This window comes from Pseudooceanicola atlanticus, from assembly GCF_000768315.1.
Taxonomy (GTDB): Bacteria; Pseudomonadota; Alphaproteobacteria; order Rhodobacterales; family Rhodobacteraceae; genus Pseudooceanicola; species Pseudooceanicola atlanticus.
In genome coordinates this window covers 701,978-724,090 of the sequence record NZ_AQQX01000002.1, presented here as the reverse complement: position 1 = coordinate 724,090, position 22,113 = coordinate 701,978, and the positions used below count along the sequence as shown (strand labels likewise).

General features: G+C 62.8%; 22 protein-coding genes. 16 read left to right on the top strand and 6 right to left on the bottom strand.

Going from position 1 to position 22,113, the window contains the following annotated elements:
* Positions 1-59 precede the first annotated feature (59 nt).
* Both ATO9_RS07575 and ATO9_RS07570 read right to left on the bottom strand, forming a co-directional pair.
* On the bottom strand, positions 60-695 hold the full coding sequence (locus ATO9_RS07575; RefSeq protein WP_156127814.1) for a sugar transferase: 636 nt from the start codon (positions 693-695) through the stop codon (positions 60-62).
* The gene (locus ATO9_RS07570; protein WP_081979485.1) at positions 692-1,537 is read right to left on the bottom strand and encodes an NAD-dependent epimerase/dehydratase family protein; all 846 of its coding nucleotides are present in this window, start codon (positions 1,535-1,537) and stop codon (positions 692-694) included. Before ATO9_RS07570 ends, ATO9_RS07575 begins: the two co-directional genes overlap by 4 nt.
* Positions 1,538-1,683: 146 nt before the next feature.
* Here ATO9_RS07570 and ATO9_RS07565 point away from each other — a divergent pair, with 146 nt between their 5' ends.
* From ATO9_RS07565 to ATO9_RS07540, 6 genes are all read left to right on the top strand, one after another.
* The gene (locus tag ATO9_RS07565) at positions 1,684-2,700 is read left to right on the top strand and encodes an amidohydrolase family protein (protein WP_052418158.1); all 1,017 of its coding nucleotides are present in this window, start codon (positions 1,684-1,686) and stop codon (positions 2,698-2,700) included.
* 102 nt (positions 2,701-2,802) lie between these two features.
* Positions 2,803-3,651 (top strand): flagellar motor protein MotB, encoded by an 849-nt coding sequence (locus ATO9_RS07560; RefSeq protein ID WP_043747283.1) that lies wholly within the window; start codon positions 2,803-2,805, stop codon positions 3,649-3,651.
* A gap of 108 nt (positions 3,652-3,759) precedes the next feature.
* Entirely contained in the window at positions 3,760-5,061 is a 1,302-nt protein-coding gene (locus ATO9_RS07555; RefSeq protein ID WP_238318676.1) for a flagellar hook protein FlgE, read from the top strand.
* A gap of 49 nt (positions 5,062-5,110) precedes the next feature.
* The gene (gene flgK, locus ATO9_RS07550) at positions 5,111-6,565 is read left to right on the top strand and encodes a flagellar hook-associated protein FlgK (RefSeq protein WP_043747281.1); all 1,455 of its coding nucleotides are present in this window, start codon (positions 5,111-5,113) and stop codon (positions 6,563-6,565) included.
* 2 nt (positions 6,566-6,567) lie between these two features.
* Positions 6,568-7,575, top strand: coding sequence for a flagellin (locus ATO9_RS07545; RefSeq protein ID WP_043747280.1), 1,008 nt, complete (start codon positions 6,568-6,570; stop codon positions 7,573-7,575).
* Positions 7,572-8,669: a flagellar basal body P-ring protein FlgI gene (locus ATO9_RS07540; protein WP_043747279.1), complete on the top strand. Its 1,098-nt coding sequence runs from the start codon at positions 7,572-7,574 to the stop codon at positions 8,667-8,669. The genes ATO9_RS07545 and ATO9_RS07540 overlap by 4 nt, the downstream gene beginning before the upstream one ends.
* 282 nt (positions 8,670-8,951) lie before the next feature.
* Here the strand turns inward: ATO9_RS07540 and fliP are convergent, their stop codons facing one another.
* The 4 genes from fliP to fliF are packed head-to-tail and all read right to left on the bottom strand — an operon-like array spanning position 8,952 to position 12,174.
* Complete coding sequence (fliP, locus tag ATO9_RS07535; RefSeq protein ID WP_043747278.1) at positions 8,952-9,686, bottom strand: flagellar type III secretion system pore protein FliP; 735 nt, start codon at positions 9,684-9,686, stop codon at positions 8,952-8,954.
* A 4-nt stretch (positions 9,687-9,690) separates the two neighbouring features.
* Positions 9,691-9,966 (bottom strand): FliM/FliN family flagellar motor switch protein, encoded by a 276-nt coding sequence (locus ATO9_RS07530; RefSeq protein ID WP_043747277.1) that lies wholly within the window; start codon positions 9,964-9,966, stop codon positions 9,691-9,693.
* Positions 9,959-10,558, bottom strand: a complete 600-nt coding sequence (locus ATO9_RS07525; protein WP_043747276.1) for a FliH/SctL family protein — start codon at positions 10,556-10,558, stop codon at positions 9,959-9,961. Before ATO9_RS07525 ends, ATO9_RS07530 begins: the two co-directional genes overlap by 8 nt.
* Positions 10,558-12,174: a flagellar basal-body MS-ring/collar protein FliF gene (gene fliF, locus ATO9_RS07520; protein ID WP_043747275.1), complete on the bottom strand. Its 1,617-nt coding sequence runs from the start codon at positions 12,172-12,174 to the stop codon at positions 10,558-10,560. The genes ATO9_RS07525 and fliF overlap by 1 nt, the downstream gene beginning before the upstream one ends.
* Before the next feature lie 121 nt (positions 12,175-12,295).
* On the opposite strand from fliF, the gene ATO9_RS07515 reads away from it, so the two are divergent.
* From ATO9_RS07515 to ATO9_RS07470, 10 genes are all read left to right on the top strand, one after another.
* Entirely contained in the window at positions 12,296-12,799 is a 504-nt protein-coding gene (locus ATO9_RS07515) for a flagellar basal body-associated FliL family protein (protein ID WP_043747274.1), read from the top strand.
* An 8-nt stretch (positions 12,800-12,807) separates the two neighbouring features.
* The gene (locus tag ATO9_RS07510; RefSeq protein WP_043747273.1) at positions 12,808-13,164 is read left to right on the top strand and encodes a hypothetical protein; all 357 of its coding nucleotides are present in this window, start codon (positions 12,808-12,810) and stop codon (positions 13,162-13,164) included.
* On the top strand, positions 13,161-13,784 hold the full coding sequence (locus tag ATO9_RS07505; protein WP_043747272.1) for a MotE family protein: 624 nt from the start codon (positions 13,161-13,163) through the stop codon (positions 13,782-13,784). The genes ATO9_RS07510 and ATO9_RS07505 overlap by 4 nt, the downstream gene beginning before the upstream one ends.
* Positions 13,785-13,852: 68 nt before the next feature.
* The gene (motA, locus tag ATO9_RS07500) at positions 13,853-14,722 is read left to right on the top strand and encodes a flagellar motor stator protein MotA (RefSeq protein ID WP_043747271.1); all 870 of its coding nucleotides are present in this window, start codon (positions 13,853-13,855) and stop codon (positions 14,720-14,722) included.
* Positions 14,719-16,944 (top strand): hypothetical protein, encoded by a 2,226-nt coding sequence (locus ATO9_RS07495; RefSeq protein ID WP_043747270.1) that lies wholly within the window; start codon positions 14,719-14,721, stop codon positions 16,942-16,944. Before motA ends, ATO9_RS07495 begins: the two co-directional genes overlap by 4 nt.
* A gap of 96 nt (positions 16,945-17,040) precedes the next feature.
* Positions 17,041-17,766, top strand: a complete 726-nt coding sequence (locus tag ATO9_RS07490; protein WP_081979484.1) for a lysozyme family protein — start codon at positions 17,041-17,043, stop codon at positions 17,764-17,766.
* 3 nt (positions 17,767-17,769) lie between these two features.
* Entirely contained in the window at positions 17,770-19,857 is a 2,088-nt protein-coding gene (gene flhA, locus ATO9_RS07485) for a flagellar biosynthesis protein FlhA (protein ID WP_043747269.1), read from the top strand.
* Entirely contained in the window at positions 19,854-20,630 is a 777-nt protein-coding gene (locus ATO9_RS07480) for a flagellar biosynthetic protein FliR (protein ID WP_043747268.1), read from the top strand. Before flhA ends, ATO9_RS07480 begins: the two co-directional genes overlap by 4 nt.
* Complete coding sequence (locus ATO9_RS07475; RefSeq protein WP_043747267.1) at positions 20,627-21,715, top strand: EscU/YscU/HrcU family type III secretion system export apparatus switch protein; 1,089 nt, start codon at positions 20,627-20,629, stop codon at positions 21,713-21,715. Before ATO9_RS07480 ends, ATO9_RS07475 begins: the two co-directional genes overlap by 4 nt.
* Positions 21,715-22,095, top strand: coding sequence for a hypothetical protein (locus tag ATO9_RS07470; protein ID WP_043747266.1), 381 nt, complete (start codon positions 21,715-21,717; stop codon positions 22,093-22,095). Before ATO9_RS07475 ends, ATO9_RS07470 begins: the two co-directional genes overlap by 1 nt.
* Positions 22,096-22,113: the final 18 nt, after the last annotated feature.

Sequence of the window (22,113 nt, the reverse complement as noted above, 5' to 3'; positions counted from 1 at the left end):
ATGCCTATGTTTTGGTTCAAAAAATCGTTTTGGGCAAGTCTGTTGTCCCGGATCGGCGTTCATCTGCCTGTACGACCGGGTTTGTAGCGCACCGGCATGCGGCGGATCACGGTCGAAAACATCAGCCAGATGTCGAAGCAGATCGTGCGCCTTTCCTGGTAGATCAGGTCCAGTTGTGCCTTGGCCGGAACGCAGCGGCGGATATAGGCGGCCTCGGTTTCCGCGGCGGTGTTGCAGCGGGCCAGGATCAGTTCCTCGTGCCGGTGATAGACGCGGGTGGCGAGCCCGGTGATGCCGGGGCGGGATTTTAGGACCTGGTCGTAGAGATCGGGAAACATCTCGACATAGCGGCGCAGGGGCGGGCGGGGGCCGACAAAGCTTATGTCTCCGCGGAGCACGTTCCAGAGTTGCGGGATCTCGTCCAGGCGGTTGCGACGCAGGTAGCGGCCCGTGCGTGTGATGCGGTGGACCTTGTCCCCGCCCGAAACACCGGCATCCGCGGGATCGTGGCGCATGGTGCGGAACTTGATGAGGCCGAAGGCGCTGTCGGGCCCGTTCATCCGTTCGGACACGAAGAAGATCGGGCGGCCATCGCGGATCAGGATCAGCAGGCTGACCCAGATGAAGAATGGCCAGAGCGTGAGCGCGAAGAGGGCCACGCAGATCAGGTCCATCACCCGTTTGAGAAATGTCATTGTCGCGTCTCGCCCCAATCCCGCCAGTTGGCGACAAGGCTGCCGGCATCCGAACTGGCGACGAGTTCACCGCTGAGCCGAGTGATCCGCCCGGTATCGAGCGACACGCATTGCAGTGCGTTGTCCGGGGCGGGTTGCCAGATCACCTGGCGTTCTGCGGCGCGCACGATCGCCTCCATCGCGACGGGGCGCGGGCCGGCGAGGTTGACCACGGGCGGGAAATAGCGATCCGGGCAGGTCGAGAGGTCGATTAGGGCGCGGGCGAAATCCTGCGGGGCAAGGTAGCTGCGCTGTGGCCCATGATCGTCGGCGAACTGGTCGAGCGTGACCGGACCCCCGCGGTCGAGACTGGCGAACAGGCTGTCGGCGCCGGCGACATTGGCGAGCCGCATCAGGCAGGTCATCGGCCCGTTCGGGTGGTCTTGGACCCAGGCCTGCACCGCTTCCTCCATCGCCAGCTTGGCGGCGCCGTAGGGGCGGGGCGGATCGGTGTCGTCGGTTTCCTCCAGCGGGTCGGAGGTCCCGGGATAGACCGCCGCGCTGGAACAATGCAGCACGCGGGAGGCGCCGAGATCGAGCGCCAGGTCCATCGCCGTTGTGGCGAGGGTGGAATTCAGGGCAAGCGTATCCTCGTCGCCCGCCGTCACACCCCAGAGCGCGATGATGACGTCGGCACGGGGCAGGGCACCGGTCGGGTCGCCCGGCTGCCAGGCGGTCACCCCCGGTTCGGGTTTCCGTGCGATCCAGTGCAGCGCCGAGAACGCGTCGGGCGGTGTCGCCCAGACACGCCTCATGATCCGCCCCAGCCGCCCCGTGCTGCCCAATACCAAGGCCCGTGTCATGTCACTCTCTCAGATACCCTTGATCCGTCCTAGCATTGCGGCGGGTCCTGCATAAAGGCCTTTGCACCGTCGCAATGGTCCGCATTACGGAATATACTTTCGCAAAACGGATCATTCGCTATCTTCCCGGGCAGGGAGGACTGACGATGACTTACGAAGCGACGACGCATATCATGACGGACGAGGCCTGGCTGGCGAAGCTCAGCGAGGAGATCCTGGAGCCCGATCTGCCGATCATCGATCCGCATCACCACCTGTGGGATCGTCTTGGACCGTATTACACCGATGAATTGCTGGGCGATCTGACATCTGGCCACAATATCCGCCAATCGGTCTTCATCCAGTGCCGCTATGGCTATCGCACGGACGGCCCGAAAGAGATGATGCCGGTGGGCGAGACGGAGTTTGCGGTGTCTATCGCCGAAGAGGCCGCCGAGAAACGCCCCGATATTGGTGCCGTGGCCGGGATCGTCGCCCACGCGGACCTGATGCTGGGCGCGGATGTGGACCGCGTGCTGGAAGCGCACGAAGCCGCCGCCAAGGGCCGTCTGCGCGGCATCCGCCATATCACCGCCTCGGGCGGGGAGGCGTTTTCCGGCGCCGTGCCCAATGCGCCCCTGCGGCAGATGTACGACGAAACCTTCCGCGCGGGCTTTGCCCGGTTGCAGCCTGCGGGGCTGACCTTCGACGGGTGGCTCTATCATCCGCAGATCCCGGATTTCGCCGACCTCGCCCGTGCCTTCCCCGAAACGACGATGATCCTGGATCACGTCGGCGGGCCGCTGGGCATCGGGCCCTATCGTGGCCACCGGGACGAGGTGTTCGCCGATTGGAAGGCGTCGATGACCGATCTGGCGACCTGTCCGAATGCCCATGTGAAGCTGGGCGGTCTGGCGATGGACGTGAACGGGTTCGACCTGAACCGCGAACCTCTGCCGCCGTCGTCTGGAGAGCTTTCGCGGCTGTGGCGCCCCTATATCGAGACGACGATCGAGTTGTTCGGGCCGGAGCGTTGCATGTTCGAAAGCAATTTCCCGGTCGACAAGGGGTCCTGCGCCTATCCGGTGGTCTGGAATGCCTTCAAGCGCCTGGCGTCTGGCGCGTCGGAGACCGAGAAGGCGGCGTTGTTCCACGACACGGCGCAGCGGGTCTATAGACTTTGAAAGACTTTGCCGGGCGCCGCGGCTTAACAGCTTTGCAACTTTAACCGGTTGATAAGATCCGCGGGCTTACACCTGTTTCCGGGTGAGAAATAGGTGGTGTGGATGAGCGCGCAATCAAATGCGGCGCCGGTCATCATCAAACGGAAAAAGGTTGTCGGTGGTGATGGTCACCACGGCGGCGCCTGGAAGGTTGCGTATGCCGACTTCGTGACGGCAATGATGGCCTTTTTCCTGCTGATGTGGCTGCTGAACGCAACGACGGAAAAACAACGCAAGGGGATCGCGGATTACTTTTCGCCGACGATCCCGATCAACCGGGTGTCCGGGGGTGGCGACGGGGCCTTTGGTGGCGAGAGCGTGTTCTCGGAAACCGTCATGGCACAGATCGGCACCGGGGCGACCTCGATCCAGGCGACGGAAACCAACGAGGCCCGCGGGGAAAGCGGACTGGTGGCCGATGGCGGTGAACGCGCCAAGGAAGAGGAAGCCGCGCTGCGCGCTGTCGAGGACAAGCTGATGGGCCTGTCCGGAGAGAGTGAGGTCGCGCCGGACCTTCTCAAGCATATCGTGACGCGGGTCACCGACGAAGGCCTGATCATCGAGGTCTTTGACCTGGACGGCGCGCCGATGTTCCAACCACGCAGCGAAAGGCCGACGGCCCTGCTGGAGGATATCGCGCGGATGCTGGTGCGGGTGACCGCCATCGTGTCGAACGATATCGCCATCGAAGGGCATGTCGCCGCCCGTCCCGTGGTGCTGAATCAGAACCCCGTTTGGGAAAATTCGGCCGGTCGCGCCAATGCGATGCGACAATTGATGGGTGACCAGGGGCTGGATCGGGACCGGATTGTGCGGGTCACGGGCCATGCGGATCGTGAACCGGCGGTGCGTAACCCTATGGCAAGACGCAATAATCGCCTTGAGATCGTGTTGCTGAGGGACCGACTTTGAGGGGAGGGCGCAAGAAAAGGAGAGGATTTTAGCTGTTAGCCGCATCTTAAGTGCTGCGGGCCTATTCCTGCTGCCGACGAAATGTCGATGCAGCAGAAAGGCGTATTCATGACAATTTCCTCTTCGATGAACGCGGGCGTCGCCGGGCTTCACGTCAACGCGACGAAGCTGGGGACGATTGCGGACAATATCGCAAACTCTTCGACCTACGGGTACAAACGGGTCGAGGCCGATTTTCATTCCCTCGTGATTGGCGAAAACAGCGGCGGTTACACGGCTGGTGGCGTCCGGGCCACGACCGAACGGCTGATCAACGAACGCGGTCCCCTTGTGACCACGTCGAACGCGACGGATATCGCGGTGCGCGGTCGGGGCATGATCCCCGTTGCCGCGGCCTACGAGGTCGAGAATACCGGCGATTTCGACGAAATGATGCTGACGACCACCGGGTCGTTCAAGGCAGACGAAGACGGCTACCTGCGCACCGAATCCGGGCTGGTCATGCTTGGCTGGCCGGCTGACGATTCCGGGTCGATCCCGCTGGTTCCGCGTGACACGGCAGACGGCCTCGTGCCGGTCCAGATCAACCCGAACCTGTTCCAGGGCAAGCCGACCACGACGATCGGTCTGGGCGTCAACCTGCCTGCGACGGAAACCGAGAGCGGCGCCGCCGGCACCAGCCAGCAATTGTCGGTCGAATATTTCGACAACCTCGGCAAATCCGAGAGTGTCACGATCGAATTTACCCCGACCGTGCCGGCAAGCGGGGCGTCCAATGAATGGACCATGGTCATCACCGACAGCGCCCAGGGCGGCGCGGTTGTCGGCGAATACACCCTGAACTTCGCCGATGCACGGATCGGGGGCGGCACACTTCAGGCCGTGACCGCCACCACCGGCGGGGCCTATGACAGCAACAGCGGCAGCATCATCGTCAACGTGCAGGGCGGCCCGATGGAGATCGACCTTGGTACGCTGGGCGGCACCGGCGGGCTGAGCCAGCTGTCCGACGTCTTCGCGCCGCTGTCGATTTCCAAGGACGGATCGGCCGTGGGCAACATGACCTCGGTCGAGGTCGATGCGAACGGCTTCGTCCACGCCTTCTTCGATACCGGCGTGAAGCGGACCATGTACCAGATCCCGTTGGCCGACATGCCGAACACCAACGGCCTGCTTGCCATGGATCACCAGACCTACAAGCCCTCGCCCGACAGTGGCGCCTTCTTCCTGTGGGATGCCGGTGACGGCCCGACCGGTGACATAGTCGCCTTCGCCCGCGAGGAATCGGCCACCGATGTCGCGGCAGAGCTGACGGACATGATCCGCACCCAGCGCGCCTATTCCACCAATGCGAAGGTTTTCCAGACGGTGGACGAGATGCTGCAGGAAACCACCAATATCAAGCGGTAAGGCCTGACGCGTCGCCGTCTGCCCACCGCTCAGCTGAAAGGGAAATGTCATGAGCATCTCCGGTGCCTTGTCCAACGCCTTGTCGGGGCTGACCGCGTCTTCGCGGGCAGCTTCCGTCATCGCCTCGAACGTCTCGAACTCCCTGACGGAAGGCTATGGCCGGCGGGAACTTGAACTGGTGACGCGCACGACCGGGTCGAGCGGTGGGGTCCAGGTGGCCGGGATTTCCCGGCACACCGATCTGAAGCTGGTGCATGACCTGCGCGCCGCCGACAGCGACCTGAGCCATGCGGATACGCTGACAACATTCCGGCAGCGGATGGAGACGATCCTCGGCACGCCCGAGGACAGCCATTCGCTTTCGGCCCAGATCGCAAATTTCGAAAACAACCTGATTTCCGCCTCCAGCCGCCCGGATTTGCCCGAGCGGCTGAACGCGGTCCTGACTTCCGCGCAACGGGTGGCGGGCGAATTCAACGGCATCACCGACGGGATCCAGACCCTGCGGCAGGAGGCCGACGCGGAAATCGCCGCCTCCGTCGACCGGATGAACGAATTGTTGCAGCAGGTCGAGAAGCTGAACAACTCGATCCTGCGGGCCAATGCCACTGGCGGGGATTCCGCCGGGATGATGGATCATCGCCAGGCGGTGATCGACGAATTGGCGGAATATGTGCCGGTCCGCGAAATCCAGCGCGATGGCGGGGTCGTCGCCCTGCTGACGCCCGGCGGGTCCTTCCTGCTGGATGGGCGCGCATCGGAGCTGTCCTTCGACCGGACCAACGTGATTACCCCCTATCAGAGCCTTGAAAACGGCGATCTGTCCGGGCTTACGCTGAACGGGCGCGATGTCGACACGTCTTCCGGTGGGGGCACACTGGGGGGTGGACGCCTGGCCGCGCTGTTCGAGATCCGCGACGAACTGGCCGTGGAGGCACAATCGCGGGTCGATGTGTCGGCGCGCGACATGATCGAGAGGTTCCAGCAATCGGGCCTTGATGCCACGCGGGCGGTTGGCGATCCGGGGCTCTTCACCGACAATGGCGCGGCCTTCGATGCGGTCGACGAGAAGGGTATCGCGGCTCGTATCTCCGTGAACGCGCTGGTCGATCCGGCTCAGGGCGGTGCCACCTGGAGATTGCGCGACGGTCTTGGGGCAGCGGTGGCCGGCCCGCCGGGAGAAAGCGCGCTTCTGACTGACATGATGGAGGCACTGGCGGAACGGCGTGTTCCAAGCTCCGGCAGTTTCGGCACGGCGGGAATTTCCGCCTCCGGCCTCGCCTCCAGCCTTCTGTCGCTGGCCGGGACAGAGCGGCAATTGTCGGAACAGAGCCTGACTTTCGAGGTCACCCGCCACGGCGAAATCAAGGAACGTCTGCTGGCAGACGGGGTCGACACCGATCAGGAAATGCAGCGCATGATGCTGATCGAACAGGCCTACGCGGCGAATGCCCGCGTGGTGCAGACCGTTGATGACATGCTCCAAATTCTGATGGACCTCTGACCATGACACTGACGACCATTGGCGATCTCGCCCAATCCTACCTGCTGCGTCGCCAGAACGGCAATCTGAAGGCCGAAATGTCGACGCTGATCGAGGAATTGTCGAGCGGCCGCACTGCGGACGTCGCGAAACACCTCTCGGGCAGTTATTCCTACCTTGCCGACGTGGAGCGGAACCTGTCCTTGCTGGACGGCTATTCCAGCGCCACGAACGAGGCACGTTTGTTCACCCAGACCATGCAGGACGCGCTGGAAGGGTTCCAGACCGTGTCCAGCGACCTGGGCAATACGCTCATGTCCTCGGGCCGGTCCAACATGCCGCAGATCGTATCCTCTGCCTCGCACCGCGCGGGAGAGGACTTCGCCGTCATGGTCTCCAAGATCAACACGAATATCGGCGGGCGGTCCCTGTTTTCCGGGGTGGCGACGGATCAGCCCTCTCTCGCCCCGGCCAATGTGATGCTGGATGCGCTGCGCACCGAAGTGGCCGGCGAGACGACGCTTGCCGGCGTTCAGGCCGTCTTTGACACCTGGTTCGGGCCAGGCGGTGATTTCGAAACGATCGGCTATACCGGCGATACGAAGGACCTGTCGGCCTTCGCGCTGGGCAATGGCGAAAGTGTCGACCTGGCCCTGCGCGGCGACGATGCCTCGGTTCGCGTGCTGCTGAAGAATGCGGCCATGGCGGCGCTTGCCTCGGATACGAGCCTGGGCTTCGATCAGACCCTGCAATCCGAGATTGTCGTCGCCGCGGGGGAAGGCCTGGCCTTCCAACAGAATGGCCTGACCGAGATCCGCGCCGATCTGGGCTATGCCCAGTCGCGGATCGAGGAAAGCGCAACCCGGATTGCCGCCGAACGGACGTCTTTCCAGATGGCGCGGACGGAATTGCTCGCGGTCGATCCCTACGAAACGGTCACGCGGCTTGAGGACGTCCAGTTCCAGCTGGAAGGGCTCTATACGGTCACCGCGCGTCTCTCCCGCCTCTCGCTTACGGATTACCTACGATGATCATTCGCGCCCTGCTTTTCTTTCTCGTGATGGCCGGGTCGGTTGCGGCCAACCCGATCCGGATCAAGGACCTCGTGGAATTCGACGGCGTCCGTGGCAACGACCTGGTCGGCTATGGCCTGGTTGTCGGATTGAACGGATCGGGCGACGGGCTGCGCAACGCGCCCTTCACCGAAGAGATCATGTCCAACATCCTGGAACGCCTGGGCGTCAACGTCACCGGGGAACAGTTCCGGCCCAAGAACGTGGCGGCCGTATTTGTCACCGCTGAATTGCCGGCCTTTTCCCGAGCAGGCAGTCAGATAGACGTGACCGTTTCCGCGATCGGCGACGCGAAAAGCCTTCTGGGCGGGACCCTTATCATGACGCCGCTGAACGCCGCGGATGGGGAAATCTACGCCGTTGCCCAGGGCACGATCATCGCTGGCGGCGCAACAGCCGAGGGCGACGCGGCCACTGTGACCCAGGGCGTCCCCACCGCCGGCGTCATCCCCTCCGGTGCCCGGGTCGAGCGGGAGATCGATTTCGATCTTAATGCACTCGGGTCATTGCGGCTGGCTTTGCGCAACCCGGATTTCACCACGGCCGGTCGGATCGAAACCGCGATCAACCGCGATTTCGGGCGGGGCGTGGCGCGCATGCTGGATGCGGGCACGGTGCGGCTGGACATCCAGGCCACGCGGATGCCGTCCCCGGCCCATGCGATCGGGCGGGTCGAGAACATACTGGTCACGCCGGAACGCAAGGCGCGTGTCGTGGTCGATCAACGCTCCGGCACGATCGTCATGGGCGACGAGGTCCGCATCAGCCGCGTGGCCGTGTCCCAGGGCAACCTGACCCTGCGGATCGAGGAAGCGCCGATGGTGGTGCAGCCGAACCCCTTCACCGATGGCGAGGCGGTCGTGGTGCCCCGCACCCGGGCCGAGTTGGAGGAAGAGCCGGGCACCGGCCTGGCCGAGGTCCCTCCCGGTGCATCCTTGTCCGAGGTGATTGCCGGCCTCAACGCCCTTGGTGTTTCCCCGCGCGACATGATCGACATCCTCAAGAGTATCAAGGCGGCCGGCGCCCTGCACGCGGAGTTCATGGTGCGCTGATCTGCCTCCCGTCTCTGTCGGAACAACAGGAACCGCCGCCCCATTCGGAGCGGCGGTTTTCTTTTGAGAGGCTGGGCGCATGGACTCATGTGTTGCCAATGCAAGTTCTTGGGGCGATCCGGTGCTTGGGTTCTGACCGGCGCAGTCTTTCGGATTGACTGGTTCGGTGGGCCCGCGATTGTCCGTCTCCGTTCGCGCAACTTCGGGGTCAGAGGGAATATAAAAAGCGGCCGGGATATTCCCGACCGCTTTCTTCAATTGGTGTTGTTCTAGATCGCGGTTTCAGAAATAACTGCGTACCAGGCTGCCGGCGATCATCGACCATCCGTCCGCGATGACGAAGAAGGCGAGTTTGAAGGGCAGCGACACGATGGCCGGCGGGACCATCATCATACCCATGGACATCAGCACCGCCGCGACGACGAGGTCGATGATCAGGAACGGCAGGAAGACGAGGAAGCCGATCTGGAAGGCCCTCGAGACCTCGGACAGCATGAAGCTGGGGATGAGGACAGACAGCGGCGCATCCTCGCCACGGGCGATATTCGCATTGTCCGGGCGCAACGCGGCCATGGTTTCGAAGGTTTCAGCGTCCACGCGGTTGGCCATGAAACCCCGGAAGGGTTCGATCGCGCGGGTTGCGGCCTCCTGCAACTCGATCGTGCCGGCGACCAGCGGGTCGATCCCGTTCTGCCAGGCTGTCTGAAAGACCGGTTCCATCACGTAATAGGTCAGGAACAGCGCGAGGGAGATGATCAGCATGTTGGGCGGCGATTGCTGCATGCCGATGGCCTGCCGAAGAATCGACAGAACCGTCACGAGGAACGGGAAACAGGTGATCATGATGGCAAGGCCCGGCGCGATGCTGAGCACCGTGATCAGCGCGATCAGCTGAAGGCTGCGCGCAGAGATCGAGCCGCCATCCCCTAGGTCGAGGCTGAGTTCCTGCGCCCCGGCCGCACTGGCGGCCAGGATCAAACCGACGGTCAGCGCGACCGACATCGTCTTTCTGGTCATGGGGTCAGATACCGTCCTGAAGGTCGGCGACCTCTGTCAGGCGCACGGCGAGCTGCCCGGCCTGGTCGCCCTCCATCTCTTCCAGTTCGCCACGGGCGATCAGGCGATCGCCGACATACAGTTCGACCGGATCGTCGACACGGCGGTCGAGCGGCAGCACCGCATCATGTTCCAGCGACAGCAGATCGCGGATGAGCGGGCGCGCCTTGCCGACCGAAATCGTGATCTCGATCGGGACGGAGGAGAAGGGATGCCCCTTTTCGGCTGCAGGTTTATCCATGCATCATTTTCCTTTCAGTTTCTTGAAGGATCCCGGCCACCGCCTGGCGGATACCGGACATCACGGCCTCCATGTCGATCTGCCGTTCTTCCTGGGCCATGCGCAGGAAGACTTGCCCCTCTGCGAGGGTTTCGTCAGACATCGCCTCGATCGGGAAGCCGAAATCCTGGTCCAGAAGGACCCGGATCTTGTCGGCATCTTCGGGAGCGACGATGATCTCGACCCGGTGGGCCCCGTTGCGGCGCGCCATCTCGCTCAGCTGTTCAACAACGCGCAAGCCTATGGTCTCCTTGACCGTTTCCGGCACGACGACATCAATGATGTCCTGGATCAGCGGGGTCATGGCTTGCATCACCTGGCTGTGCGCCTCATGGTAGGTGAAGGACAGGTCCTGCAGATTTCGTGCAAATTCGTCTGAGATATGCGCGCTCTGGTCCCTTTGAGACTTGATCGCGTCCTCCCAGCCGGCCTTGTAGCCTTCTTCGTAGGATTGCAGGCGCAGGGTCTCGACCTCCTCTTCGGCCATGGCCTGGGAGGGCGCGGATTGCGCCGGTTGGGATCCGAAATCGTCGAGGAGATGCGCGATGGACATCAGGCCGTTTCCTCTCTGTCTTCGAGCCAGCTCCTCAGGATTTCGACGGTTTCATCGCGACGTTCGCCGATGAGAGACTGAAGCCGTTCCACCGGATCTTCGGAGGGGTCGTCGTCGAAGCCGGGCAGACCGCCGGTGTCGAAATCCGACACGATAGGCAGGTCCGGCAGGGTGAAATCGTCATCCGTGATTTCGCCGGTCAGGGCGTTGGAAGCAGAGCTGGACCCCCGGTCGTCATCAGGGCCGGACATGGCGGGCGCGGGCAGTTGGGAGATATCGGCACCGGAGCCACGCAGGACCGGGCGGATCACGAAGAGGCCGAGAACCAGCGCGACGATCGCAAGAATCGCCATTTGGATGATCGACATCGGGTCCAGCGCGATCAGATCAGTCAGTGAATTGCTGGCAAAGGTCCCCTGGGGCTCGAGCTCTTCGAAGAGCATGGACTTGATGGTGATCACGTCGCCGCGGGTTTCATCGAAGCCGACGGCAGAGGCGACGAGATCGCGCAGCGCGTCGAGTTCGTCATCTGGCCGGGGTTCGAGCGTGGCGGCCCCATCTGGCCCCTGTGCTTCGATCCCGTTGACAAGAACCGCGACCGTCAGCCGTTTCACCGAACCGGGTGCACGAATGATTTCCCTTTCGGTTTCAGAGACTTCGTAGTTCACCCGCTCACGGGTTTCACTGGACTGACTGGTCGAGTTCTCACCACCCGCAGCATCGCCGTCAGGGAGGTTTGACGCCACCGTGACGTCATTCGCCGCGTTCTGTGACGTGCCGGAGCGTTCCTCCGTCTCGGTCGAGATGGCGACGCGGTTTTCCGGATCGAACCGGCGTTCGCGGATCGATTCGCTTTCGGTCACGGTGTCGACACTGACCTCGACCACGGCATTGCCGAAACCGACACGGGCTTCCAGCAGGCGCTGGACCCGTTCGCGCAGTTTCACGGACCGATCGTCAGTGGAGCTGTTGGGGGCAAGTTCATCCTGACCCGCCAGCAATTCACCGGAACTGTCGATGATCGCAACGTCGTCGGGGCTGAGGCCGGCAACGGCGGAGGCGACAAGATATTTCAGCGCCCTGGCCTGACCGCCAGATAGCGTTCCCGACCCGGTAACCGAAACGGACGCGGTGGGTTTCAGGTCACGTTGGAACGGGTTCGAACCGGCATTGGCTATATGCACGCGCGCGGCCTGAATCTGCGGAGAGGCCGCGATGGTCCGGGCCAATTCCCCTTCTTTCGCGCGCCAATAGGCGGCATCGAACATCTGCGACGTGGTGCCGAAACCGCTGAGCGAATCCAGCAGTTCGTACCCTTGGGAATTGTTCCGCGGCAGACCTTCGCTGGCGAGGGTCATGCGGAGTTCGTCCCGCTGATTCCCTTCGACATAAATGGCGCCGCCGCGCACCTCGTAGGATGCGCCGCGCTGTTCGAGAGCACGCACGACTTCACCCGCCTGGCCATTTTCCAGGCCGGAATAAAGCAGGGCCATGCCCGGCTGAGTCGCCATGCGAGTCAGGCCGAGAACGGTCACGAACAAGGCAAGACTTGCCAGGACCGTCACGATCCTGCGCCGCGAATCCATACCAATCCACAGAGAGATCAACTGCTGCACTTGGGCCTCCTGTCAGGGCAATTTTCTACCGCCCGGTGACCCGACTTTTCGCCGATCTGCCTTAACAATCGGTTAGTCCCTGTCGGGTTATGAAGAGCCATCGACAAATTCGGAATTCACGATGGCAGATACGGAAGAAGAACAGGACGTCGCGCCGAAGAAGGCCTCCAAGCTGCCCCTGATTCTGGGGCTGGTCCTGGCCCTGGTCGGGGGTGGTGGCAGTTTCTTTGCGATCTATTCGGGCATGTTGTTCGGCGCACCTGCTGAACATGCGGACGGTGACCATCCCCTGGAGGAACCGGGCGCGGACGCAATCGATATGCCCGATGTGGCTTACGTAGCGATCGAGCCGATGACGATCACCATGGGTCGCGCGGCCGATAACCGTCACTTGCGCTTCCGCGCGCAACTGGAAGTGCCTTCTGCCCGGGCGGAACGGGTGACGATGTTGCTACCGCGTGTGGTGGACGTTCTGAACTCCTACCTGCGCGCGGTCGAATTGTCGGATCTGCAGGACCCGTCGGCCCTGGTGCGGCTACGCGCACAGATGTTGCGACGGGTGCAAGTCGTGACAGGACAAGGAAACGTCAATGACCTGTTGGTCATGGAATTCGTGATGAATTGAGGGACAAAATGGAACTAATTGCTGATATTCTACTGGTCGCCGGCGCCCTCGGGGCGGCATTCTATTGCTTCGTGCTGGCGCGACGGCTGACCCGGTTCAACGACCTCGAAAACGGGGTCGGGGGTGCTGTTGCCGTGCTGTCCGCACAGGTCGATGACCTGACGCGCACCCTCGCAGCGGCCCAGGCCAGTTCGCAGGACAGCTCTGCCTCGCTCACCGATCTGACCAACCGGGCCGAAACCGTGGCCAAGCGGCTGGAACTGATGGTCGCGTCGATGCACGACCTGCCCGATGCGGATGAGGCAAAGGATAAGGGCAATGTCGTGTCCGGGCCCGTCTTCACGCGGCGGAGTGCTGGCGGATGAAACGGAAGGCGACCAGGGAAAAACCGCGCAAACGCCGGTCTGTCCGGCGTCGCGGCAAGGGGACGTTGCTGATCCTGGCGTGCTTGCTGATCGGGTCGGCGGTCCTGCGAATCGGTGCGGATGCGGGCCAGGCGATCGCGCGAACTGAAGAACCGGAGAACCAGTCCGAAATGGCCGCGCACGCGCCAGTGCCGCAGGCCTGCGAGCCGGAGCCCGATGTTGCCGCCATGCTGGAAGCTTTCGCCACCCGTGAAGCGCGGCTGAAGGAAAAGGAAGCGCAGGTCGCCAACCGTATGCAGGCCCTGTCTGTTGCGGATCAGGAGATCGAGAAAAAGCTGGCGGAACTGACACGCGCTGAAGAAGCGCTGCGCGAAACGCTGGCCTTGGCCGACACTGCTGCAGAGGACGACCTGTCGCGCCTTACCGCCGTCTACGAGAACATGAAACCCAAAGAGGCCGCCATGCTGTTCGAGGAAATGGACCCGCAATTCGCGGCTGGTTTCCTCGGCCGAATGCAGCCGGGCGCGGCTGCCGGCGTGATGGCAGGGCTGTCTCCACAGACGGCCTATGCGGTCAGCGTGATCCTGGCCGGTCGCAACGCGAATGTCCCGACGGAATAGTCGGGACATGACCGTTTCTTAACTTGAACGGGCGATGATCGTCCCGAGTCGTTTTCGGAGTTTCTCAGATGATCGGTTTTGTCGGGATCGGCGTGATCTTCGTCATGGTGTTCGGCGGTTATATCCTCGCTGGCGGGAAGTTGGGCATCATCCTGAAATCCTTGCCGTTCGAGATGATGATGATCGGGGGCGCCGCAGTCGGGTCCTTCCTGGTCGGCAATGACATGGCGTCAGTCAAGCATACGCTCAAGGATGTCGGGAAGGTCTTCAAGGGTCCGAAATGGAAGCCCGATGATTACCGCGACTTGCTTTGCCTGTTGTTCGAACTGATCCGCCTTGCCCGTCAGAATCCGGTCGCGATCGAAGAACATATCGAGGATCCGGAGAATTCTTCGATCTTCTCGAAATATACCAAAATCCTGTCTGACAAGGAGGCGATCGGGTTGATCTGCGACACGATGCGCTCGGCCTCCATGAACTACGACGATCCGCACCAGGTCGAGGAAATCCTCGACAAGCGGATGGAGGCGAACCTGCATCACGCTCTGCATTCCAGCCATGCCCTGCAATCCATGGCAGACGGCCTTCCGGCGCTCGGGATCGTGGCAGCCGTGCTTGGTGTGATCAAGACAATGGCTTCGATCGATCAACCGCCTGAGATCCTTGGCAAGATGATCGGTGGCGCCCTGGTGGGGACCTTCCTCGGCGTGTTTCTGGCCTACGGCCTGGTCGGCCCCTTCGCCACGAAGGTGAAGACCGTGGTCGAGGACGATGGTCATTTCTATCACCTGATCCGCGAGGTCCTGGTCGCTAACCTGCATAACCACGCCACGAATATCTGTATCGAAGTGGGGCGGCAAAACACGCCATCCCATTACCGGCCCAGCTATTCGGACCTTGAAGATGCCCTGAAATCCGTGAAGCAGGAGGCCGCATGAGACTTCTTGCCATTCTGCTGGCGCTGGTCTGGAGCGGTCCGATCTGGGCCGCGACGGCCGTTGTGCGGTCCGGTGAACATGACGGGTTTACCCGGCTCGTCGCCTATCTGCCGGAAGGGGTCGAGTGGGATCTTGCAGAAAGCGCCAATGCTGCCCGGTTGACGACGACGCCCAGCGTGCAGTTCGACACATCCACCATCTATGATCGCATCGGGCGCGACCGATTTTCCGAGGTGTTGCAGGGTCGAAGCAATTCACCGCTGGAGCTTTCCTATCTCTGTTCCTGTGAGTTCCGGACTCAGCTCCTGCCAGGCAATGTTCTGGTAATCGACCTCGTGGACAAGAAGCCCGACGCTGTATTGCCTGTTGTCGAGAGACCACGGTCGAGTGCGCGAGTACCCGAGAGTGTCAAGGTGAACACCGTGAGCCAGGCGGATGCCAAGGCTGTGACCGAGGCGGCCACGAACAACCTGCCAAGCATGACCGAAGAAGGGTCGCCGGATCAGGCTGCGCGACTCGCCGAGCTTGAAGCCATGATCCTGCAGCAAGTGGCGCGGGCCGCGACACAGGGCTTGCTCAAGCCAGGCAACAAGTCGAGGCCAGTGAAGAACAGCGACACGCCGGCGATTGCGGACCAGGGGGTCGAAGCCCCTGTCTCTCCGGTATCCGTTCCTGTCGAGCAGGCGGGCGGGGCTGTTCTGCACTCTTCGATGATCGAGGATCAGCATGGGGACAAGCCCGTCACGTCGGATGGTCGCGCATGCCTGCCTGATGAAGCGCTGAATGTGACGGAATGGCGTGGTGAGCAGCCATTCACCTTCGAATTGGGCCAATTGCGGCGGGACCTGATGACGGAACTCGATCGCACGCGGGACGAGACGGCACTGGCAACGGCCAAATTCTACGTGGGATATGGTTTTGGGCCGGAGGCACTGGGCGCGCTGGCTATGATGGGTGACCCAGGCGGTGAGGCGCAGATTGTCGCCTCCATGGCGCGTATTCTCGAATACGGCCATGATCCGGAGCCGTCGGCTTTCGCTCATCAGATGGATTGCGACACCCATGCCGCGTTTTGGGCCACATTGGCGCATCCTGCGATCACGCCAGATATGGCGCCGGAAGTTCCGGCGATCATGCGGACCATGAACGAATTGCCGCTGATGATGCGCCAATATCTTGGACCGATCCTGGCTGAACGTTTCATTGCAGCGAAAGACCCCGGCACGGCTGAACGGCTGTTGCGGGTCGTCGAGCGTGGCGGTGAAACCTCGGAGGATCGGCATATCCTGGCAGAGGGTAAGCTCAACCTGGCCAAGGGCGATTCGGATCAGGGCAAGGCCACATTGGCCAGGGCTGTTGGTGAGGGGTCGGAAATCTCTCCGGAAGCGTTGATCGCCATGGTGGAAACGGAGCTGGAAGAAGGCAATCCGGTATCCCGCGAAACGGCTGAGTTGGTGGCGGCCTATGCGCTGCAGTTCAGGAACTCCGACTTGGCGATTGACCTTTTGCGCGTCGAAATCCTGGCGCGGGCCGGTGCCGGACAATTCGAAACCGCGTTCGAGATCCTCGATCAGCGGGCCGCGGACAATCTGGACCCGTTGGCGGTGGATCGGCTGCGGAACCGCGTGGCAGGCCTTGTGACTCAAAGCGCACCGGATGCGGAGTTCATGGCACATGCGCTTGATCTGGCGACCCGTCATGTCCCGACAATCGATGTGGCAACAGGCAATGCTCTGAGCGCCCGCCTGCTGGACCTGGGCTTTCCCGACCTTGCTGAACCCTTCCTGAGCGAGGGCGCGGAAGGAGCGGAGGGCCGGGCCCGTCGCATCCTACGATCCGAGGTTGCACTTGCAACCGGCCGGCCGCTTCGAGCCGAAGCAGAGCTGGTCGGGCTGGAAGGTGTAGAGATCGATGCGCTCCGCGCCAGAGCGCGATCCGAAAGCGGCGATCACGGTGCGGCAAGCGCAGTGTATTCGCGGTTGAACCAAGTGGACGCGGCGGAAGATCAGGCCTGGCTGGCCGGCCGATGGTCAGACCTGTCTGAATCCGAGGACCCGCTGAAGGCTTCGGTCGCGACCCTGATGAAGTCGACAGATACGGCACCCACCAGTCCCGAGATGGGCGAATTGGCACAAAACCGGCGCCTTTTGCAGGACACGGCTGCGGCGAAATCGACGCTAGAGCAATTGCTGAGCCGCTACGAAGTCTCCGTCGCGGATTAAGATTTGCGGTCATGGGCCGCGGATCTCCACTCTTTGTAAAGACCTGCCCGGATAGATTTGGGCCATCACGCAGAACGCGGATGGAAGAGGGTGTGAATGCGCTTCGCAAGAATAGGGCGGTTGGCGGTGGCGGCCTTGGCGGCCAGTGTTTTCGGCGTGCCATGGATGATGCCCAATATGCCGGGCCGGGCCGTGACCAATCCGGTCGCCGCGGAATGTGACCGGGCGGCTGTCGAGGCTGCACGAGACTACGACGTGCCATTGGATGTCTTGCGCGCCATAACGCGCGTCGAAACAGGGCGCGGCCTGGACGGTGTCATGCAGCCTTGGCCCTGGACGATCAATGTTGGTGGGCGGGGTGCCTGGTTCGACAGTTTCGATGAGGCTTTGGATCGTGCGGAACGCGCCGTCGCGGGCGGGGTTACCAATTTCGACGTCGGTTGTTTTCAGATCAACTACGGCTGGCACGGTGAGAACTTCTCCGATGTTGCGGCCATGTTCGATCCAAGGGCCAATGCATCCTATGCAGCGCGCTTTCTACAGGATCTCCATAAGGAGACGGGCGACTGGCGCCTGGCTGCGGGGGCCTTTCATTCGCGCAGGCCGGACAAGGCCAAGATCTATCTGGCGCGGTTTGACGGCTTGCGGGAGGGATTGGAACCTGTCCGCCTAAGCCAGGTCGGACGTGTCAGCCCGGACCGATCCTCCCGTACAAATACTTATCCGCTGCTCAGGTCCGGGACCGCGGGCAGTGGTTCGCGTGGATCACTGGTCCCGATCGGACAGTCGGGATCGCGCCGCAACTTTCTGACAGGAAGCTGAAGAATGCCCAAATTCACGCCCTCGGTTGTGTTCCAGCCGACCGTTCTGCTGGCGCTGGCTTTGATGGCGATCATCGTCATGATGATCCTGCCGATGCCGGCGATCGTCCTGGATATCGGTCTGGCTGCCAGCTTTGGCCTGGCGATCCTGATTTTCACGGTAACCCTGTTCATCGAACGGCCCCTGGATTTCTCGTCCTTCCCGACGATCCTGCTGGCCTCGCTGATGCTGCGGCTGTCGATGAACGTCTCCTCGACCAAGCTGATCATCGGCCAGGGCCATACCGGCACCGGCGCAGCGGGAGACGTGATCGAGGGCTTTGCCAATTTCGTCATGTCGGGCAGCGTGTTCCTCGGCCTTGTGGTGTTCGGGGTCCTGCTGATCGTCAACTTCATGGTGATCACCAAGGGCGCCGCGCGGATGGCCGAGGTTGGCGCGCGTTTTGCCCTGGACGGGATGCCGGGCAAGCAATTGGCGATCGACAGCGACATGTCCGCGGGCGCCATCGATCATGCGGAGGCCAAGGCCCGGCGCGAGATCGAACAGCAGGAGACGACCTTTTTCGGGTCGCTCGACGGTGCGTCGAAATTCGTCAAAGGGGACGCGATTGCAGGGCTTCTGATCACGCTTCTGAACCTGGTCATGGGACTGATCATGGGCGTTCTGGTCCATGGGATGCCGATCTCTCAAGCCTTTGAAACCTATGCGATCCTGACCGTCGGTGATGGTCTGGTCACGCAGATCCCGGCGGTCATCATTTCCATCGCTTCGGCATTGCTGCTGGCACGTGGCGGGGCGACCGGGTCGACGGACATGGCGCTGGTCAAACAGCTGGGCAGCCACCCGGCGGCCCTGGCCACCGTGTCGCTGCTGATGATGCTGTTCGCCCTGGTGCCGGGCCTGCCTTTCCTGCCGTTCGTGGCGGGAAGCCTCGTGTTGGCCGGAGCCGCGTGGATGGTTTGGAAGAAGAACCGCGACGCCGAAACGGCGCCGGCCATCAAGGAGGACAAACCGGACCAGCCGCGTCAGAAGCCGATCGGGGACCTGCTGGATCTGGATGATATCCACGTCGAGTTCGCGCCTGACCTTGTCGACATGGTGCTGGACCCAGGCACGGGCCTGGACGCGCGGATTGCCAATATGCGCAATCACGTCGCCTCGACCTACGGTTTGATCCTGCCCGAGATCCGGCTGACCGACGACCCGTCGCTGCCGTCGGGGAATTATATCGTCCGGCTGCAGGGGGTCGAGGTCGCGCGCGCCGCGCTGCGCAACAACCACGTCATGGCGCTTTTGCCGGAGGGGGGTACGAACCTGCCCCGTGGTGAGGACGTGTCGGAGCCGGTCTATGGCGCCCCTGCCCGCTGGATCCCCGAGACCGAGCAGGAGCGGGCGGCGCTGTCGGGTGTCACGCTGGTCACCCCGACAGAGATCCTGGCGACGCATCTGCTGGAGCTGATCAAGCGGAACCTGCCGCGGCTTCTGTCGCTGAAATCGCTGCGGCGCCTTCTGGATGAGATGGTGCATCTGAGCGATCCGGGCCGGTCCGAGGCGAACCGCAAGTTGCTTGACGAGATGATCCCCGACCGCGTGCCGATGGATGTGCTGCACCAGGTGCTGCGCCTTCTGCTGGAGGAACAGGTGTCGATCCGAAACCTGCCGCTGATCATGGAGGCCATCGCCGAGGCGCGGATGACCACGACCCAGCCCGAAGGCATCTGCGAGATGGTGCGCCAGCGCCTCGGCTTCCAGCTGGTCAGCCACCTGCGCCGTGACGATGGGACGATTCCGCTGATCCAGCTGGCCCCGGAATGGGAAGACGCCTTTGCCAATTACCAGATCGACAGCGAACGCGGTGGCATTGACGTCGCCCTGCCGCCGGACGTGTTCAACACGCTGGCGGGCAATATCGCGGACAATGTCAGCCGGGCAGCGGACCAGGGGATTTACCCGGCGGTCGTGACCTCGACCCGGCGGCGGCGGTTCCTGCGCATGGTGATGAGCGCGCGTGCGATCCAGAACCCCGTCCTCGCCTTCGAGGAGATCGGGCTGGAGGCGCGTCCGTCGCTGGTTGGCGTGGTGGCGGCATGACCGACGCGGCCGAACTGATGCGGCTGGCGGACCTTGCCCTGTGGCAGGGACTGCTGATCCTGCTTCGGATCGGCCCGATGATGGCGTTGTTGCCGGGGTTTTCGGAACAATCGGTGCCGGTGCGGATCAAACTGGGCCTGACGGTGGCGCTGACGGTCATCTGCGCCCCGGCGATTGCACCCCTGGCGCCAAATGCGGTCTGGGACCTGGGGGTTTTCCTGCGATTTCTCGGGACCGAAACGATCATCGGGCTGGCCTTCGGCATCGGGTTCCGACTGTTCGTGATCGCGTTGCAGACGGCCGGGTCGATGGCGGCGCAGGCCACCACACTGTCTCAGATCGCCGGCGGTGTGGCGGCGGAACCGATGCCTGCCATGGGACACATGCTGGTGATGTCGGGCCTGGCGCTGGCGATGATGATGGGCCTGCATGTGCGCGTGGCAGAGGTCATCATCAGCTCTTACCAGGTGCTGCCTGGGGGCGTCTTTCCGGATGCGTCGGACCTTGCGGAATGGGGCATTGCCGGGGTCGCGCGGGCGTTCAGCCTGGCCTTCATGCTGGCGGTGCCGTTCGTGATTATCTCGGTCCTCTATAACCTGACGCTCGGGGTCATCAACCGGGCGATGCCACAACTGATGGTGGCCTTTGTCGGTGCGCCGGTCATCACCTTCGGGGGCCTGGCACTGCTTTTCCTGCTGGCGCCGACGATGCTGACGGTCTGGCAGAATGCGCTGATGGGTTTCCTGGCCAATCCGCTAGGGGTGGGGCCATGAGCGACGAGGAGAATGGCGACAAGCCACACGAGCCAACACAGAAAAAGCTCGACGATGCACGCAAGAAAGGGGAGCTGCCGCGATCCCAGGACCTGTCCACCGCGGCAAGCTATGCAGGGCTGACGCTGGCGGCCGTTGCCGTGGGCGGGGATAACCTCAAGGCGCTCGGGTCATCGCTGATGGTGCTGATCGACCAGGCGGATCGGCTGGACGGGTTGTTCCTGTCCGATCAGGGCGCAGGCGGTGTCGTCGCCACGTTGGCAGGACGCAGCGCGTTGCTGATCCTGCCGTTTTTCCTGGTGCCGGCGGTCGCGGCGCTGCTGACGATCATCTCGCAGCGCGCCTTCGTGGTGACGCCCAGCAAGCTGCAGCCCAAGATGTCGCGGATTTCCCTGCTGTCGAACGCGAAGAACAAGTTCGGGCGCAACGGGCTGTTCGAGTTCGGCAAGAGCTTCACCAAACTCGTGATCTACTCGATGGTCCTGGGCATCTTCCTGTCCACACGGTTGCCGGAAATGGCCGGTTCGCTCAGGACCGATCCGGGGATGGCGACGGCGCTTCTGCTGCGGATTTGCATCGAGTTCATGTTCGTGGTGCTGGTGATTTCCCTGTGTATCGGCGGGATCGATTTCATGTGGCAACGGGCGGAGCATCTGCGAAAGCACCGCATGTCCGATAAGGAAATCCGGGACGAGCAGAAGAACACCGAGGGCGACCCGCACATGAAGCAGGAGCGGCGCGCCCGTGGTCAGGCGATTGCCATGAACCAGATGATGGCGCAGGTGCCCAAGGCTGACGTGATCATCACCAACCCGACCCATTACGCGGTTGCCCTGCAATGGAGCCGCGAACCCGGTGCCGCGCCCACTTGCGTGGCCAAGGGCGTCGATGAGGTCGCGGCGACGATCCGGCGGCTGGCGCAGGAGAATGGCGTGCCGATCCACCCCGATCCGCCGACCGCACGGCTGCTGTATGCGACGACCGACGTGGGGAGCGAGATCTCTCCGGACACTTACAGGGCGGTCGCCGTGGCGATCCGGTTCGCGGACCAGATGCGGCAGAAAGTCAGGAAGAGCTGGCGCTGATGACCCAGTTGACGGAGCTGCGCGATATCATCGAAACGGTCTATCAGGTGGACCTGGGCAAACTGCAGCGGATCAAGGCCGAAGAAATGGATCTGCGCGAGGCGCTGGACGATCTGGACCACCAGTTGCGTCAAAGCCTGGACATGTCCGACGGCGTGGCCAGCGACTGGCAGGCGATCGGTGCGGATCGCGCCTGGCGCGCCTGGGTCGGTCGCCAGCGCAAGGAGCTGAACATGCAGCTGGCCCGCGTCCTGGTGCGAAAGGCGGATGCGGAGGCGCGGCTGAAGACCTCGTTTGCCAAGAAACAGGTCAGCGAGGAACTGGTCGAACAGGAGGCACAGGCGCTGCGGATCGAACGGATGCGGCGAATGCAGGGGTGACGACGGCCCGGCGACACC